This window comes from Sorangium sp. So ce363 (assembly GCF_051520435.1).
GTDB lineage: Bacteria > Myxococcota_A > Polyangia > Polyangiales > Polyangiaceae > Sorangium > Sorangium cellulosum_B.
The window spans coordinates 4751501-4767233 of sequence record NZ_CP150333.1 but is presented as its reverse complement, the minus strand read 5'-3'; the positions used below and the strand labels follow the sequence as shown (position 1 = coordinate 4767233).

The 15733-nt window shown below is 71.1% G+C and carries 14 protein-coding genes; 2 read left to right on the top strand and 12 right to left on the bottom strand.

Annotated features, from left to right (window positions below; all coding sequences use genetic code 11):
* Nucleotides 1-39: 39 nt before the first annotated feature.
* Complete coding sequence (locus WMF12_RS18135; protein WP_437872815.1) at nt 40-1365, top strand: sigma 54-interacting transcriptional regulator; 1326 nt, start codon at nt 40-42, stop codon at nt 1363-1365.
* A 20-nt stretch (nt 1366-1385) separates the two neighbouring features.
* Here the strand turns inward: WMF12_RS18135 and WMF12_RS18130 are convergent, their stop codons facing one another.
* The 5 genes from WMF12_RS18130 to WMF12_RS18110 form a co-directional block, all read right to left on the bottom strand.
* The gene (locus WMF12_RS18130) at nt 1386-2210 is read right to left on the bottom strand and encodes a hypothetical protein (RefSeq protein ID WP_437872814.1); all 825 of its coding nucleotides are present in this window, start codon (nt 2208-2210) and stop codon (nt 1386-1388) included.
* 28 nt (nt 2211-2238) lie between these two features.
* Entirely contained in the window at nt 2239-3897 is a 1659-nt protein-coding gene (locus WMF12_RS18125; RefSeq protein ID WP_437872813.1) for a serine/threonine-protein kinase, read from the bottom strand.
* A 279-nt stretch (nt 3898-4176) separates the two neighbouring features.
* Nucleotides 4177-5361: a vWA domain-containing protein gene (locus WMF12_RS18120; RefSeq protein ID WP_437872812.1), complete on the bottom strand. Its 1185-nt coding sequence runs from the start codon at nt 5359-5361 to the stop codon at nt 4177-4179.
* A gap of 152 nt (nt 5362-5513) precedes the next feature.
* The gene (locus WMF12_RS18115) at nt 5514-6758 is read right to left on the bottom strand and encodes a pectate lyase family protein (RefSeq protein WP_437872811.1); all 1245 of its coding nucleotides are present in this window, start codon (nt 6756-6758) and stop codon (nt 5514-5516) included.
* 66 nt (nt 6759-6824) lie between these two features.
* Nucleotides 6825-8318 carry a right-handed parallel beta-helix repeat-containing protein gene (locus tag WMF12_RS18110; RefSeq protein ID WP_437872810.1) on the bottom strand — a complete coding sequence of 498 codons (1494 nt, stop codon included), beginning with the start codon at nt 8316-8318 and terminating at the stop codon, nt 6825-6827.
* 220 nt (nt 8319-8538) lie between these two features.
* On the opposite strand from WMF12_RS18110, the gene WMF12_RS18105 reads away from it, so the two are divergent.
* Nucleotides 8539-8721, top strand: coding sequence for a hypothetical protein (locus WMF12_RS18105; protein ID WP_437872809.1), 183 nt, complete (start codon nt 8539-8541; stop codon nt 8719-8721).
* A gap of 83 nt (nt 8722-8804) precedes the next feature.
* On the opposite strand, the gene WMF12_RS18100 is transcribed toward WMF12_RS18105, so the two are convergent.
* The 7 genes from WMF12_RS18100 to WMF12_RS18070 form a co-directional block, all read right to left on the bottom strand.
* Complete coding sequence (locus tag WMF12_RS18100; RefSeq protein WP_437872808.1) at nt 8805-10475, bottom strand: pectate lyase; 1671 nt, start codon at nt 10473-10475, stop codon at nt 8805-8807.
* A 100-nt stretch (nt 10476-10575) separates the two neighbouring features.
* Nucleotides 10576-10935: a cupin domain-containing protein gene (locus WMF12_RS18095; protein ID WP_437872806.1), complete on the bottom strand. Its 360-nt coding sequence runs from the start codon at nt 10933-10935 to the stop codon at nt 10576-10578.
* Nucleotides 10936-10966: 31 nt separating this feature from the next.
* A complete protein-coding gene (locus WMF12_RS18090) occupies nt 10967-11644 on the bottom strand; it encodes a bifunctional 4-hydroxy-2-oxoglutarate aldolase/2-dehydro-3-deoxy-phosphogluconate aldolase (protein WP_437872805.1) in 678 nt (225 codons plus the stop codon).
* A complete protein-coding gene (locus tag WMF12_RS18085; RefSeq protein ID WP_437872804.1) occupies nt 11641-12729 on the bottom strand; it encodes a PfkB family carbohydrate kinase in 1089 nt (362 codons plus the stop codon). Before WMF12_RS18085 ends, WMF12_RS18090 begins: the two co-directional genes overlap by 4 nt.
* A gap of 11 nt (nt 12730-12740) precedes the next feature.
* Nucleotides 12741-13502, bottom strand: coding sequence for a 2-dehydro-3-deoxy-D-gluconate 5-dehydrogenase KduD (kduD, locus tag WMF12_RS18080; protein WP_437872803.1), 762 nt, complete (start codon nt 13500-13502; stop codon nt 12741-12743).
* 4 nt (nt 13503-13506) lie between these two features.
* Nucleotides 13507-14850: an MFS transporter gene (locus WMF12_RS18075; RefSeq protein WP_437872802.1), complete on the bottom strand. Its 1344-nt coding sequence runs from the start codon at nt 14848-14850 to the stop codon at nt 13507-13509.
* 53 nt (nt 14851-14903) lie between these two features.
* Entirely contained in the window at nt 14904-15722 is an 819-nt protein-coding gene (locus WMF12_RS18070; RefSeq protein WP_437872801.1) for a 5-deoxy-glucuronate isomerase, read from the bottom strand.
* Between the last annotated feature and the right edge of the window lie 11 nt (nt 15723-15733).

Genomic DNA, 15733 nt, shown 5'->3' with positions numbered 1-15733 from the left:
AATTCGGAGATGCTGCCCCTTCCCCCTCCCGCGCGATCAATGCACGACCCCACCCGGACGATCACGACCCTCCGAAGCGACGCGGTCGAGCTTCCGGACCTGCGCATCCTCGTCACCCCGCAGAAGAGCCCGCCGATCGAGGCCGCCCTCGGCGTCGCGCCGCTCGTGCTCGGAACGAGCGGCGAGTGCGACGTCATCATCCCCGACTCCCGCGTCTCACGCCGCCACTGCCAGCTCCGGTTCTCGCCGCGCGGGGTCGTCCTCACCGACCTCGGCAGCAAGAACGGCACGTTCATCAACGATGTCCTGATCGTCGAGGGCTTCCTCACCCCGGGCGCCATCGCCTCCCTGGGCGGCGTGCCCCTCACCGTGCGCGTCGGCGGCGCCCCGGTCGTCGTCCCGCTCTCCACCTCGGCCAGCTTCGGCGAGGCCCTCGGCAGCAGCGTCCCGATGCGCGCGCTCTTCGCCCGCCTCGAGCGCGCCGCGGCCACCTCGGAGACGATCCTCCTGCTCGGCGAGTCCGGCACCGGCAAGGAGGTCCTCGCCCGCGCCATCCACGCGGCGAGCCCGCGCCGCGGCGGCCCCTTCGTCGTGTTCGACTGCAGCGCCGTCGCCCCGAACCTCATCGAGGCCGAGCTCTTCGGCTACACGAAGGGCGCGTTCACGGGCGCCCAGGGCGCGCGCGCCGGCCTGCTCGAGGAGGCGAGCGGCGGCACGCTCTTCCTCGACGAGATCGGCGAGCTCCCGCTCGATCTCCAGCCGAAGCTCCTGCGCGCGCTCGAGGCCCGCCAGGTGCGGCGCATCGGCGCCGCCGCGTACACGTCGTTCGACGCCCGCGTGATCGCCGCCACGCACCGCGATCTCCAGGGCCGCGTCGCGTCGGGCGCGTTCCGCGAGGATCTCTACTACCGGCTCGCCGTCGTCGAGACCGTCGTGCCCCCGCTGCGCGAGCGCAAGGAGGACATCCCGCTGCTCGTCGAGCGCTTCCTCGCGGCGCAGGTGCCTCCGCGCTCGCTCGCCGACCTGCCGCCGAACGCGCTGGAGCTGCTCCGCGGGCACCACTGGCCGGGCAACGTGCGCGAGCTCCGCAACACCGTCGCGCGGCTCATGCTGTTCCCGCACCTCGCCGAGGAGGCGATCGTCAAGGTGGCGCCGCGGCCCGCCGACATGGGCGTCGGCCAGTTCGTCGCGCTGCCGCTCCGCGAGGCGCGCGACATGGTCGTCGAGCAGTTCGAGCGCACGTACATCGCGATGAAGCTCCGGGAGAGCGGCGGCAACGTGGCGCGGGCCGCCGCGTCGATGGGCGTCTCCCGGCAGCTCGTCCACCGGCTGATGGAGCGCTACGGCATCCGCAGCAAGGGCTGACGGGGCGCGCGGCGCGGCGCTCAGAACGCGCCGCGGAGCGAGAGCCCGGGGCCGCCCGGCGAGAGCGAGAAGCTCGCGACCGGCGCGGCGGGCGCGACGGGATCGAGCTGGAAGTAGAGCACCGCGCCCAGGCCGGCCGCGAGGAACCCCACGCCCGCGGAGATCGCGCCGGCCTTCCACGTGAGATCGATCGCCTCGACGTCCTCCGCCGGGCATCCGGGCGCGCACCGCGTGCGGAGCTCGCTCCGATCGAGGTGCCCCTTGACGCCGAGGAACGCGCCCACGCCGAGCCCCGCCGCGCCGACGCCGACGAGCACGAGCGGCCAGCGCTGCCGCACCGGCGGCGCGTCGGCGACGGCCGCGGGGCGCGACGGCGCCGGCGTCGGGAAGCGCACCGCGATCGGCAGCGCCTTGTCGCCCGGCGGCAGCGTGACAACGGCGGCGACCCGCGTCCCCGCCGCGTCCTCGAAGGTCAGCGTATGGCGCCCGGGATCGAGCTCGATCGGGTCCTTCGGGAGCGCGTCGAGCAGCGGCGCGCCGTCGAGGAGCACCCGGACCCGGCCCGGCGCGCGGCCGTCCGCGGACGTGGCCGACAGCGCGACGCTGGGCATGTCGCGCTCGAGCTGCTCGCTCCAGCTCTGGCAGTCGCGGGCGAGCGTCGCCGGGCACGAGCTCACGCAGACGCGGAGCTCGGCGCGGGCGCGCAGCAGCGCCCTGTCGCGGAGGAGCTGCTGCGCCTGCTCGTACGAGGCCGCGCACGTCTCTCCCACGCCCTGAGCGCGGGCGCGTGGGCCCGCAAGGAGCGTGGCAGCCGCGGCGAAGGCGGCGAGGAGGCGCCCTTTCATCGCAGCGCAGGCTACACGCTTCCGTCGTTCACAGGCACTCTCGCTTGATCCGCCGGATGCCGTTGGCGTCCAGATAGTACGGAGGCACGCAGCGCGATCGCGGCCGCGCGCTGCGCGCGGGGGAAGCGGCGCGCACGCCCGCGGCGCGATCCGGCGCGGCCGCGCGCGCGGTCGGCGCCGACGCCACGACGGCGCTCGCGGAGGCCCCCGGCGCGGCCGGCACCGGCGAGGCCGCCGATGCCTCAGCCGCCGCGGACGCCGCCGACAAGGCCGCTGGCGCCTCCGCAGGCACCTCCGGCGCCCCCACGCTCGCGGCAGGCGGCGCGAGCGCTGACGGCGGCGCGACGGACCGCGAGGACTCGCCGGCGCCAGCGCGCTCGTCCTGCGGCGCATCGGGCTCTGGACGCACGCTACAGCTCCTGCCGAGGGCCATGGCGAGCACCAGCGCGCTGGCCCCGAGCGCGAGCGTGGAGGCGCGGACGAGCTGCGCGCTCGCCAGCCGCGGCGGCGCCGCCGCGGCGACCGGCGTCGCGAGCGCCGACACCACGGGCCGCGCCATGTCCTCGACCGTCCTCGTCATCGTCGGAACCGTCACCGAGGTCCGCAGCGCGCGCCCGCGGCCGCCAGACGGCTGCGCGAGGCGCGCCTCGACGTCCCGCGGCGACGCGTCGTCCACGGCGGCGGGCCTCGGCGGCGGCGGCGCTGGGGCCGCGCTCCGCTGCGACGTCTCGATCGCGGCGAGGCTCTTCGCCCGCGCCTCGAGGAGCGTCCCCGCCGTCGCCTCGACCCACGCTCCCACCGCACGCGGGCTCGCCGGCGGCAGCGCCTCCTCCAGCGCAGCCGCCATCTCCAGCGCGGTCGCGTAACGCCGAGCAGGATCCCTGTCGAGGCCGCGGAGCACCACCTCGTCGAGCGCCTTCGGCACGTCGCCGTACACGCTCGGCGGCTGGACGACGCCCTCGAGGATCCGCCCGAAGATCTCCGCGTCGCACTCCCCCGTGAACAGCCGCCGCCCGGTGAGCACCTCCCACAGGACCACAGAAGCAGCGTAGATGTCGGCGCGGCGGGTCAGGGGGGCTCCGCGCAGCTGCTCCGGCGCCATGTAGCTGAGCTTGCCCTTGAGCTGACCGACGCGGCTCACCTGGCTCCGCACCGCCGCCCGCGCGATGCCGAAATCGAGCACGCGCGCGATGCCGTCCTCGCCGACGAGGAGGTTCTGCGGCGACACGTCGCGGTGGACGATCTGGAGCGCGGCGCCCTCCTCGTCGGTCGCCTCGTGCGCCGCGTGCAGGCCCGCGAGGGCGCCGGCGATGATGGCCGAGCCGACGGGCTGCGGCACCCGAGCCCCTCGCCTGCCGGCCTCGCGCAGCAGGCTCGAGAGCGATTCCCCCGCGATGTACTCCATGACCACGAAGAGCTCGTCGTCGGCCTGGACGCTGTCGAGCGTCGTGACGACGTTCGGGTGGCGGATGCGCACCGCGAGCCGCGCCTCGTCGAGGAGCATCGACGAGAACTCGGGGTCCCTGGCGAACTGCGGGTGCAGGCGCTTGATCGCGACAGTGCGGGCAAAGCCATGGGCGCCCACGAGCCGCCCGAAATGGACGGACGCCATCCCCCCGGAGGCGATCACGCCATGGAGCGTGTATCGATCGAGGGTCCGCCGCTCGCGCTCCTGAGCAGGTGCCATGGTGGCTCTGTTCTACAACATCTCGGCAGCGTTGCTGGACGGTAACCTGCGCGCCGCGCTCGCGTCAGGCGGCCAATGACGCCGGGCAGCGGCGAGGGCGCTCGACGCGGCAGATGGGTGTCTGACCGCCCCTGCCGAGGTGGGACCGGTGGAGAAGCAACTGGGTGTGTCCACAGTGTCAACTCACCGTTGACATGGGTCGGGCTGGCGGCGCGCGCGCCGGTAGGCGAGGCCGAGCGCCCCGCAGGCGCGGCGCGGCAGAGGCGCGGCGGCCTGCGGCTACAGGGGAACCTCGATCACGCTCTCGCAGGTGAAATCGACGCTCAGCTTCGCCACCATGTCCGCCTGGACCGTGGTGCACGCGTCGGCACACAGCACGATCTGCGTCGGACTCGCGGGCTCGTCGTAGCGCCAGGCGCCCTCGGTCGCGCAGCTCTGGTCGTACACGAGCTCCGTGGTCGCGCTCGATCCGCTCGTGTAAAGCACGCGGACCTTCTCCTTGTCGAACGCGCTCCCGTTCGGCGGGAGCGGGATCGCCATCGTGCACGAGACCGAGGCGCCGCGGATCCGGTCGACCGCCGCCTTGAAAGCGGCCGTGGTCTGCGACGGATCGCCGGTGTCGATGAGCACGGCGCCCTCGGTGCCGCCGGCTGCGGCGATCTCGTGCAGGTCGTCGAGGGTGTCCGGCGCGCCCTCGATCGGCGGGTTCTCGACCCCGATGACGTAGGTCGGGACCCCCTCCGCCAGCGCCGCCTGGGCGTCGGCCACGACGGCGTCGATCGTGTCGGAGGCCTCGTCGCAGCCCTGCGGGTAGCCGTCCGTCACGAGCACGATCGCGTATTTCCCGGGGTTCTGCTGCCGCTGCGCCTCGATGAACCCGCTCGTGCCCCGCATCACCCACGCGGTCGGCGTGCCGCCGCGCCAGTCGTCCGAGCTCGCCGGCTCGATCGCGGCGATCGCCTCGGCGAAGGCGTCCGAGGGGAGCGGCGTGAGCGGCACGTCCGGCGTCGCGTAGATCTCGACAGAACACTTGTCGTCGTCGGCGGGAAAGAACGAGAGCGAGGCCGTCAGCCCTTCGGACCCGGGATCCGAGAAGAACTGCTTGGTCGCAGCGACCACAGGATCCCACTTGAGGGCCTTGTCGTGCCAGTCCTTGTCGCCCTTGCCCATGCTGCCCGACACGTCGAACGCGAACGCCAGGTACACGGGCTGGAGCGATGCCGCCGCCGTCTGGGTGGCGCACGCTCCGCCTCCGCCCGCGGGGCTGGCGCCGCCCGCGCCGCTCGATCCGGGCCCGATCCCACCGCCGATGTCCAGCGAGCCTCCCTCGCCGGAGCCGGAGCCGAAGCTGCCGCCGGAGCTCGCCCCTTCACCTTCTTCTCCCCCGTCGCTCGGGCTGCTGCCGCACCCGAGCCCGACCGCAGCCACGCTCAGCACCGCCAAGGCAATTGGAAGCAATTTCATAAGTCGTCGGCTCCTTCCACCGCCGCGTCCCGGCCTCGCGCCGCTGGCATCGAGTCATCGGGATGGCGCGTGGTCATGGGCCTCCGAAGCACGCGCGGTGCCAGGGCGCGGGGCTCTGCGTCGTCGATGAGGTGTGCTGTTCGCAGGCGCCGCTATCTCGGACCAGCGCACCGTGTCACGACGTCCTTCAGCGAGGCGTCGGCCGTGCCCAGAGCGACGGTGTAAGGCGGGGCGAACGCGCTCCCCTGCCCCGCGTCCTTCCGGGTGGTGTCCGACATGCCGATATAGGCGTTCCCGCTCGCCACGATCTGCGCGGTCGGCTCGCCGTCGTAGAAGACGTGCGGGTCCTTCACCCCGTCGAAGTAGTTGTTCTCGATCCGGAGCCTGGCCTGGAGGCCGCCCCCGATGGCGTAGTTGTTGCCGGCCGCCGAGTAGTAGTTGTTGAAGACGTGGACCTCGCCGAAGCGGACGCGGGGCATGCGCTCGATCACGCCGTCGGCCCACCAGTTGTGATGGAACGTGACGCGGAGCCTCCCTGTGTCCTCGTCGCTGTTGTTGTTGCTGTGGCCGACCAGGTTCGAGAAGCGGTGCGCGGGATCCGGCGCGTTGCTCGTGTAGTGGAACTTGCACCACGAGACGGTCACGAGGTCCGAGCCGTGGACGACGTCGAGGTTGCCGTCTAGCCCGTCCCAGATCTCCACGTGATCCACCCAGACGTGGTGGGCGAAGTGGATCTGGATCCCGTCGTCCGTGGTCGAGCTGGCGTCGATCTTGAGGTTCTGGATGATGACGTTCTGGATCGGGGTGTCGATCGACTTCCCCCGGATCTGGAGGCGGCCCCGGAGGGTCGCGTCGGGGCTCGCGCCGATCAGCGTCTTGTTCGACGCCACGTCGACGTCCACGCCGCTGATGTCGATGTCGCCGGAGATCTGGATGATCAGCGGCTCGGGGCTCTCGGCGTACTCGACGAGCTGCTCGGTCGTGGTCGCCGTGACCGTCATCCCGCCGAGGCCGCCCGTCGTGGTGGCCACGCCGTGGCCGCTCTCGCCCGCCCACCCGATCGGCGCGCTGGCGGGACAACCGTCGACGGTGCCCGAGCCGCCCGCACCCTGGCCGCCGCCCCCGCCCGCACCCCCGCCGCCCGTGCCGCTGGTCGCGCCTCCCCCGGTGCCCGTGGTCCCGCTGCTGCTCGTCGTGCCGCCGCCGGTCGTGCCGCCGCTGCTCGTTGCGCCGCCGCTCGTCGACGACGGCCCGCTCGTCCCGGCCCCGGACGACGACGCGCCGCCCGCGCCGGTTGCATCGCCGTCGTCCCCCGACGCCGCGCAGCCTCCCGCGCCGCAGAGCGCGACGAGGGCCGCCGCAAAGGGGGTGAAACGATTCGACCTCTCATACCGCATGATTGCCTCCTGAAAGCGTGAAGAAAGACCATTGCGCAGTCGCCCCCGCCCGGGCCGCCTCTGGGCTCACTCGACCTCGAAGGCGCCGAGGTCGGGCGCAGCGCCGGCGAAGGGCAGCGCGAGGCCCTCGGCCGACCCCGCGTCGACGAACTGGCTCCCCGGGGCGAGCCGCAGGAAATCGGTCGCGGGGAGGCTGCCGTCCGGGTTGCGTGGGGCCTTGGCCAGCGCGCGATCGAGGCTGAGGAAGTCGGCGTCGGTGGCGCCCTCGAACGCGTTCGAGACCGCGTTGCCGACCGGCTCGTCGCTGGATTTCCTCGCGTGCGAGATGTTGTTGATGAACGTGTGGAACCCGCCCTCGCCGAACGCGAAGTTCATGGATCCGTTCAGCCATCCGGTGCAGTTCTTCACCGTGATGTTGCCGACGTTGTTGTTCTCGTCGAAGCCGCGGACCTTGTTGCCGAACGCGACGGAGCGGGTGATCACGTGGTCGGACGCAAGGCCGTTGCTCCCGCCCATCTTGAAGCCGTTGCCGTTGCCCATGTACGGGACCGGCGGCGGCGCGCTCATGTACCCGCCTTCCTCGTAGCCGTTGTCGAAGGCCCAGCACTGGTCCAGGAGGACCGGCTTGAGCGGCTTGCCGTTGCGGTTGAACATGTCCCAGCCGTCGTCCGAGTTGTTCCAGGCGCGGCAGCCGCGGAACTCGTTCCCTTCGCCGACGTTCAGCTTCGGGGCGAAGCCGTCCGCGTCGCCGCCGTCGGGCGGGTCGAAATTGCTGTACGAGTCGCAGTTGATGATCTTGTTGTGGGACGGCCACTCCTCCTCCGGGGTATCCAGCTCGCCCAGCCGGCCGCCGAGCTGGAGGCCCGAGTCCCGGTTGTGGTGGAAGACACAGCGCTCGATGACGTTGTGGTGCCCCGAGATGAAGAGGCCGTTGTCGCCGGCGTTGGCGATCTCGATCCTCTGGATGTGCCAGTAGCTGCCGTGCAGCTCGACGCCGCGCGGGCTGGCCGGGTCGCCCTTCTTGTAGTACTGGTCCTTGAACTCGAGCACAGGCTTCTCGCCGGGATAGGCGAACAGGCGCTTCCGCTGCTCGGGCGTCCCGTCGTTCCCGTAGGCGATCTCCACCGTCGGGACGTAGAGGTACTCGCCCCCGCGCAGGTAGATGGTCTGCCCCGGCTGCACCAGGGTGATCGCCTTGTGCAGCGTCGTGGGCGCGTCGATGGTTCCGGGGTTGTCCTCCGCGCCGTCGGGGGCGACGTAGAGGTCGTCGCCCGAGGGCGGCTGATCCATGCCGCCGACGCCCGTCGAGGAGCTGGCGCCGGAGGAGACGGCCGGCGATCCGCCCGTTCCTGCGGAGGTGGCCGCCCCGCCCCCCTGTCCTGCGGTGGTCGCCCCCTGGCCGCCGCCTCCCGTGACCGCGGCGGGGCCCGCGCCGCCGGTCCCGCCGGAGCTCGCTCCTTCATCTTCAGCGCCGTCGCTCGCGCTGCTCGCGCTGCTACCGCACCCGAGCCCGGCCACAGCCACGCTCAGCACCGACAAGACGATCGTAAGCAATTTCATAAGTCGACTCCTTGCACGACCGCGCGCCGGCGCTGACCGTCCGGCATCGCGACACCGGGATCGCGCGTGGTCCCGGGCTTCCAAGCACGCGGGATGCCACGGCGCGCGCCCAGGACCGCGCGTCCTCGCTGCTCGACGCGACGGCATCATCGGTCGGCATCGGCACCTGGCCCGGCCGTGAGGCGCTAAGGGGAAAAATGCCCCCGCCCCGCGGCACCTCATGATCGGCGCCGCCGCCGGGCTGCACCTTTCGGGCGCCATCGACATTGCCGGCTTGAGCATTGAGACGGTCAGGGGACCCGTGAGGAATGCGGCGTGGCGGTCCGTGCAAGACCTCGCTGTCACGCCGCTGTTCGATCCGGTGCAGGGCGGCGCGATCCTGGGTCTTGCCGGCTCCCTGTGACGATCGCGCTCTCTGTGCGCGAGAGATGCGGAGCGTGCTTGGACACGGCTGTCTGACACCGGCCAGCTGTGCCCAAGTCGAGGCTACTTCACGGGCGCGACATGGGCGATGAGGACGCCCATGTTCTTGATGAAGCCCTCCACCGAGATGCCCGTCGGCGACTCCTCGGCCGGGTAGGTCGCCGGCGCCTTGGTCGGGTCGTAAGGCGAGGTATCGTTGCGATCGCCGACGTGCGTGGTGGCGTACGCGTCCTCGAGATAAGGCTCATCCGTGCCAGGGCCGACGTAGGGGTTCGTGATCATGGTGATCTTGGTCGGCCAGTATCCCTCCGCGTTGAGCTCTCCGACGAGCTTCAGCGCCTCCTCCTCGGTCACCGGCGCGGTCGTCATCGTGGCGCCCGCGTACAGGTCGTCGAGCTTCACCTCGCGCAGCGAGAAGTACCGCGGGAGCTCCACCGGCCCCGCGATCCTGAGGGGCGAGCCCGCCGCCAGCTCCTCGGGCGACATCGCCGCGAGCTCCTCGTAGCGGGCGCGCATGGCGTCCACGTCGAGCTTGCGCGCCTGCCCGTAGTGGCCGATGGGCTTCGCGGGGTCCTTGTCGAAGTAATACTCGCCGTTGACGACGTTCGAGCCGCGCCGGTGGACGTAGAGCGGCACGTCGGTCCCGATCTCGATGTACGTGGGGTGTGTTCGGTCGGGGAAGATCTCCACGAGCTCCGGCGGCAGCTTGACCTTGTCCAGCCAGTCCAGCGCCTCGGGCACGCGGGCGATGTACTTCTCGTCCCCGGTCAGGTTGTAGAAATTGAGCAGCTGCTGGATGTTGTTGGCCGTCGTGTGGGTGGTCAGCGCCTCCGGCTCGTAGGTCCGCGCCCCGGCCGGCTTGCCGTCCTGCGTGAACTGAAGGCCCCACGCAGGCTGCGGCGCGGGCTGCTGCAACGCGACGAAGTTGTCCATGGCGCGCTCGATGTTCCCGAGCAGCTGCGACTCGCCCAGCGCGAGGTTGCACATGATCAGGAACTTGATGTTCTCTCCGGCCACGTCGTCGTTGAAGGTGATGTAGCTCGTGTAGTCGGGCTGGCCGCCCTTGCCCATCAGCGGGAAGCGCTGCGGCCAGCCGCCTCCCTCGTACTGGCTCTCGGTGACGAAGCGGATCGCCTTGTAGAGGGGCTCGCGGAACCGCTCGTCCTTCTTCTCGAGGTACATGCGCAGGAGGAGCTGCGAGGCCACGGCGGTGCCCGCGTCGTCGAACGTCGCGTTGCCGTAGTAATGCTGGAACTCCTCGAGCCGCCAGCCGTTCTTGCCGATGGTGTCGTACCAGTCCTTGAGCGACTCCTCGCCCGCGAAGTCATAGATGTAGTTCCAGCCGCCGGCCTCGTGCTGGGCCTCGATCAGGGCGAGCGTGACCTGCTCGGCAGCCTTGTAATAGAGCTCGTCGCCGGTGGCGTGGTAGGCGTCCAGGTAGAGGTGCCCCATCGACGGCGTGCCGGGCGGCTGCACCCACAGCATGGTGCGCTTCGCCTCCATCTCGCCCCAGCTCCGCGAGAGATCCGGGAGGTAGCTCCAGACGTAACCGCCCTTATACGCGACCTCCTCGCTCATGAAGGTGGCCGCGCGCTTCATCGCGTCGACGTACGGCGCCATCTCGGCCGGCACGTCCGGGCCGGGGCCAGGACCAGGCTCCGGCTCGCTGTCCCCGCCGCACGCGGCCAGCGCGACGGGCAAGAGAATCGACATCGCGAACGTTCTGCGTTTCATAGGCTCCTCAATCGCACAGGGCCGCTGCGTCGGTCGCAGGGCCCGTCGAAAAGACATAGGATGTTCTTGGTGAACTGAAAGGCTGACCGGATTCCCGCGCTCAGGGCATGTACTCTTCGCGCGCGGGGGTGAACACGTCGAGCACGACAGAAGGCTCGAACGCCCAGGCCTGGTGCTCGACGCCCCCGCGGACCACGAAGCTGTCCCCGGACCGCGCCTCGAACTCCTCGTCTCCGCAGGAGAACTTGAGGTGTCCTGAGATGACGTAGACCAGCTGATCGTGGGGGTGGCTGTGGCGCGCCCCGGCCCAGCCGACCTCCATGTGGTGCTCGACGAGCATCAGGTTGGGGTTGTGGGCCAGCACCCGGCGCTTGAGCCCCGGCTCGGGCGTGAAGAACTCCACCGCATCGCCCGACACGCGAGCCAGGCTCGGGACATCGCTTTTCTTCAGAATACTCATGCTTCCTCCTGCGCCTCGCGGGCAGCCTCGCTCAGGCGCGCTCCTCGATCCCGGCCCGCGCGGACCGGACCACGGACAGGAACTCCCGTGCGCGCTCCGTGATGACCTCGTCGCAGCCCGCCTCGAGCGCGGAGGCGTCGACGAGCTCACCGCCAACGCCGAGCGCGACGGCGCCGGCCTCGATGAACTCGCGCGCGGTGGCGAGGTTGACCCCGCCGGTCGGCAGCAGCTTCACGTGCGGGAGCGGCCCCCGCAGCGCGCGCAGGTACTTCGCGCCGCCCATCGCGGAGCACGGGAACACCTTCACCGCGTCGGCGCCGGCGCTCCACGCGGCGATCACCTCGGTCGGGGTGAGCGCCCCGGGGAAGACCGCCTTCCCGAGCTCGCGCGCCGCGCGGATGACCTCGAGGTTGAGCCCCGGGCTCACGATGAACTGCGCGCCGGCCTCGATGCACCCGCGGGCTGCGTCCGCGGTGAGCACCGTACCCGCGCCGACGAGGACGTTATTCCCCATCTGCGAGGTGATCTCATGCATCACGGCGAGGGCGTCCGGGATTGTCATCGTGATCTCGAGGACCTCGATCCCTCCCGCGCACAGCGCGCGACCGGCGCGCACGGCGAGCGCGCCGCTCGACGCGCGCACCACGGGGACGACGCCGATCTCCTCGATGCGGCGGACGACGTGCTCTCGGTCCAGCGCCTGCTTCATCGATCGATCCTCGCGCTGGCCCCGCTCATCGCCCGCCGCACCTCGGCGAGCGACGCCATCGACGTGTCTCCCGGCGTCGACATCGCGAGCGCCCCGTGCGCGACGCCGCACTGGAGCGCCCACTCCGGGCTCTGCTCCGAGAGGAGCCCGTAGATGATCCCCGAGGCGAACGAGTCGCCCCCTCCGACGCGGTCGAGGATCTCGATGTCTCGCTGGGCGACCTCGTGGAACTCGCCCTTGCAGTACAGGATGCCGCCCCAGCCGTTGACGCTCGCGCTCCTGGCCGTCCTGAGGCTCGTGGCCACGACCGAGATGTTGGGGTACGTCGCGACGACCTCCGAGATCATCCGGCGGAACCCCGTCGTGTCGAGCTGGCGATAGCCCTCATCGACGCCGGGCACCTCGAAGCCGAGCGCCGCGACGAAGTCCTCCTCGTTGCCGAAGAGGCAGTCGACGTACGGCATGAGGGCGCGGTTGACCTCGCGCGCCCTCGCCTGGCCGCCGAAGTTCTTCCAGAGCGAGGGCCGGTAGTTGAGATCGTAGGAGATCCGCACGTCGTTCTCGCGCGCGGCCTCCATGGCCTCGCGCGCCACGCCGGCCGTGCTCTCCGAGAGCGCGCAGAAGATGCCGCCCGTGTGGAACCAGCGGGCGCCGCGCTCCCCGAAGACGGCCTTCCACGGGAGATCGCCGGCCTTCAGCCTGGAGGCCGCGCTGTGGCCGCGATCCGAGCACCCCACGGCGGCGCGCGGCCCGAAGCCGCGCTCGGTGAAGTTGAGGCCATTGCGTGCCTCGCGGCCCACACCGTCGTAATCGACCCAGCGCACGTGGGAGGTGTCGACCCCGCCCTGGAGCATCAGGTCCTCGATCAGCCGCCCGACCGGGTTGTCCGCGAGCGCCGTGACGATGGCTGTCCGGAGCCCGAAGCAGCGCCGGAGCCCCCGCGCCACGTTGTACTCCCCCCCGCCCTCGCCGATGTCGAACGCCCGCGCGGTGTGGATCCGCCGCTCTCCCGGGTCGAGGCGCAGCATCACCTCCCCGAGGCTCACCTGGTCCCACGCACAGCTCTTTGCATTTCGGATCTTCATCTTCACGCTCCTCAACGGCTCATCCACCCGCCGTCGACGACCAGCACGTGGCCGTGGACGTACCTGCTCGCCTCCGAGCACAGGAACAGCGCAGCTCCCGCGATGTCGCTCGGCTCGCCCCAGCGCCCCGCCGGGATGCGATCGAGGATCTGCCGGCTGCGCGCCTCGTCGGCCCTGAGCGCCGCCGTGTTGTCCGTCGTGATGTACCCCGGGGCGACCGCGTTCACGTTGACGCCCCTCCCGGCCCACTCGTTCGCGAGCGCCTTGGTCAGCTGCGCGATCCCACCCTTGGACGCCGCGTAGGCCGGCACCAGGATCCCGCCCTGGAACGAGAGCAGCGACGCGATGTTCACGATCCTGCCCGACCCCTGCTCGAGCATCTGCTTCCCGGCGAGCTGCGACAGGCGGAACGCGGACGTCAGGTTGACCTCGATCAGGAGGTCCCAGTCCTCCTCGGCGTACTCGACGGCCGGCGACCTCCGGATGAGACCTGCGTTGTTCACGAGGATGTCGATGCGCCCAAGCTCGGCCTTCGCCCTCCGGACGAGCTCGGCGTGTGAGGCGCGATCCGCGAGATCCGCGGCCATGCCGGTGGCGCGACGCCCGAGCTTCCGCACCGCCGCCATGGTGGCCTCGCCCGGCTCGTCCTTGCCGTGACACGCGATGTCCGCGCCCGCCGCCGCGAGCGCCGTCGCGATCGCGGCGCCGATGCCCGTGGCCGAGCCCGTCACGAGCGCGACCTTGCCGTCCAAACGAAACGGATCGTTCGTCATTGTCTTATCCCTGCTGGAGCCGCGCGGGCTCGAGCCGCGGCACGAGCGCGTGAATGATGGCGAGCGCGAGCACGTAGGCAGACGCCGCCATGATGAACAGCGTTGAATAGCTCCCGGTGAGCTGGAGGACGCGGCCCGCGATCTGCGCGATGAGCATCCCGCCGATGGCCCCGGCCATGCCCCCGAACCCGACGGCCGACCCCACGGCCTGCGACGGGAACATGTCCGTGGTGAGCGTGAACAGGTTCGCCGAGAAGCCCTGGTGCGCGGCGGTCGCGAGGCCCAGGAGCAGCACGGCGACCCACAGCGAGTCGGTGCGCGTCGCGAGGAAGACGGGCGCCACGCCGAGCGCGCAGGCGAGCATCGCGGTCTTGCGCGCCGCGTTCGCCGTCCAGCCGCGGCGCATCAGCATCGAGGAGAACCAGCCGCCGGCGATGCTGCCCACGTCGGAGAGCAGGTAGATCGTGACGAGCGGCGGGCCGATCTGGAGGAGGTTCAAGCCATGCTTGCGGTTCAGGAAGTCGGGGACCCAGAACAGGTAAAGCCACCAGAACGGGTCGGTCATGAACTTGCCGATCGCGAACGCCCACGTCTGGCGGTGCGGGATCAGGCTGAGCCAGCCCACCTTGCCTGGCGCGGGCGACGGCTCACTCGTGATGTAGGCGCGCTCCTCCGGCGTGACGCGCGGGTTCTCCGCGAGGGGGCGATACAGGATCATCCAGGCGACGATCCACAGCGCCCCGATCGCGCCGGTCAGCGCGAAGGCGGCGCGCCACCCCCAGGCCACCGCGATCCATGGGACCACGAGGGGGCACACGATCGCGCCGATGTTCGTGCCGGAGTTGAACAGGCCGGTCGCGAGCGCGCGCTCCTTCCTGGGGAACCACTCCGCGATCGTCTTGAGGGCGCCCGGGAACATGCCGGCCTCGCCGATGCCGAGGGCGAACCGCGCCGCGGAGAGCCCCCCGGCGCTGCCGACGAGCGCGTGCGCCGCCGCCGCGAGGCTCCAGAACCCGACGGCGAACGAGAACCCGCGCCGCGTCCCGATGCGATCCATGAGGCGGCCCATCGTCAGCATCCCGATGGCGTAAGCGGCCTGGAACGACGTGACGATGTTGCCGTAATCGATGTCGTTGTAGCCGAGCTCCTTCTGCAGCGTCGTCTTAAGGACGCCGAGGACTTGCCGGTCGACGTAGTTGATCGTCGCGGCCGTGAACAAGAGGGCGCAGATCACCCACCGATAACGCCCGATGCCGGCCGAGAGCGACGCGGCGCCGGCGTCCGCGACGCGCGGCACCTCCGCGGGCGCGTCGGCGATGGCCGTCGTGGGCTCCGTGTTCATCACCATGAAGCTATCCTCCTGAGTCCGACCCGCCTGACGCTGGCCGACTCCCCCATTGCCTACTTGAGGCTCGCCTCGAGCCCGGAGCCGCGCTGGGCGAACTCCGGCTGGACGTTGACCACCCCGAACACCCGATCTTCGCGCTCGCGGTGCGCGGCCATGAGCCAGACGAAGTTGATGGAGTGCCCCGGCGCCGCGACGTTCGGGTGATACCCCGCCGGCATCAGCACGGCGTCGCCGTCCCGCACCACCGTGACGACCTCCGGCGCCTCGGGGGCCGTGTAGACGAGCTGCACGCCGAACGCCGGCGGCGGCATATCGAAATAGACGTACATCTCCTCGAGCAGGTCGGTGTGCTCGTGCGGCGGCCAGCTGGTCCAGTGCCCCGGCGCCGAGCGCGTGAAGCCCGCGACGATGCGGCCGGCCTGCACGTTCTTGCCGAGCAGGATGCTGAGCTCGCGCGTCGTGGCGTCGCCGCCCGCCTTGAACTTGAGCGACGGGTTCTGCTCGACGTCCTTGTAGCGGACGATCTGGAGGGGATAGTCCCCTTCGACCTCGGCGCCGCACTCGACGAGATCGACCGACGAGCTCGTGCGCACCTCGACAGCCGACCCGCGAGGCACGTAGAGGGCGTCGTACCGGCCGAGCGCGATCACCTCCCCGCCGTTCACCTTCACGGCGCACTCGCCGGCCATGCAGAGGAGCCCTACCTCGCGTCCGGAGGTCTCGAACCGCGCCTCCGGCGTGGTCCTGTCGAGCAGGATCCGACCGTAATGGAGGCGCTTCATCGGGCCGTCTGCCGGCGTCACGGAGAGCTTTCGGCCCCTGTGCGACGCCGTCGCGCGGACCACGACCTGACCAGGGTTCACTGGCTTCATGGACAAAACCC

Coding starts and splice junctions, on each gene's coding strand:
- WMF12_RS18100 (WP_437872808.1), bottom strand. CDS start 10,475: ATGAAACGCAGAACGTTCGCGATGTCGATTCTCTTGCCCGTCGCGCTG.
- WMF12_RS18070 (WP_437872801.1), bottom strand. CDS start 15,722: ATGAAGCCAGTGAACCCTGGTCAGGTCGTGGTCCGCGCGACGGCGTCG.
- kduD (WP_437872803.1), bottom strand. CDS start 13,502: ATGACGAACGATCCGTTTCGTTTGGACGGCAAGGTCGCGCTCGTGACG.
- WMF12_RS18075 (WP_437872802.1), bottom strand. CDS start 14,850: ATGGTGATGAACACGGAGCCCACGACGGCCATCGCCGACGCGCCCGCG.
- WMF12_RS18110 (WP_437872810.1), bottom strand. CDS start 8,318: ATGAAATTGCTTACGATCGTCTTGTCGGTGCTGAGCGTGGCTGTGGCC.
- WMF12_RS18105 (WP_437872809.1), top strand. CDS start 8,539: ATGATCGGCGCCGCCGCCGGGCTGCACCTTTCGGGCGCCATCGACATT.
- WMF12_RS18085 (WP_437872804.1), bottom strand. CDS start 12,729: ATGAAGATCCGAAATGCAAAGAGCTGTGCGTGGGACCAGGTGAGCCTC.
- WMF12_RS18130 (WP_437872814.1), bottom strand. CDS start 2,210: ATGAAAGGGCGCCTCCTCGCCGCCTTCGCCGCGGCTGCCACGCTCCTT.
- WMF12_RS18125 (WP_437872813.1), bottom strand. CDS start 3,897: ATGGCACCTGCTCAGGAGCGCGAGCGGCGGACCCTCGATCGATACACG.
- WMF12_RS18090 (WP_437872805.1), bottom strand. CDS start 11,644: ATGAAGCAGGCGCTGGACCGAGAGCACGTCGTCCGCCGCATCGAGGAG.
- WMF12_RS18135 (WP_437872815.1), top strand. CDS start 40: ATGCACGACCCCACCCGGACGATCACGACCCTCCGAAGCGACGCGGTC.
- WMF12_RS18120 (WP_437872812.1), bottom strand. CDS start 5,361: ATGAAATTGCTTCCAATTGCCTTGGCGGTGCTGAGCGTGGCTGCGGTC.
- WMF12_RS18115 (WP_437872811.1), bottom strand. CDS start 6,758: ATGCGGTATGAGAGGTCGAATCGTTTCACCCCCTTTGCGGCGGCCCTC.
- WMF12_RS18095 (WP_437872806.1), bottom strand. CDS start 10,935: ATGAGTATTCTGAAGAAAAGCGATGTCCCGAGCCTGGCTCGCGTGTCG.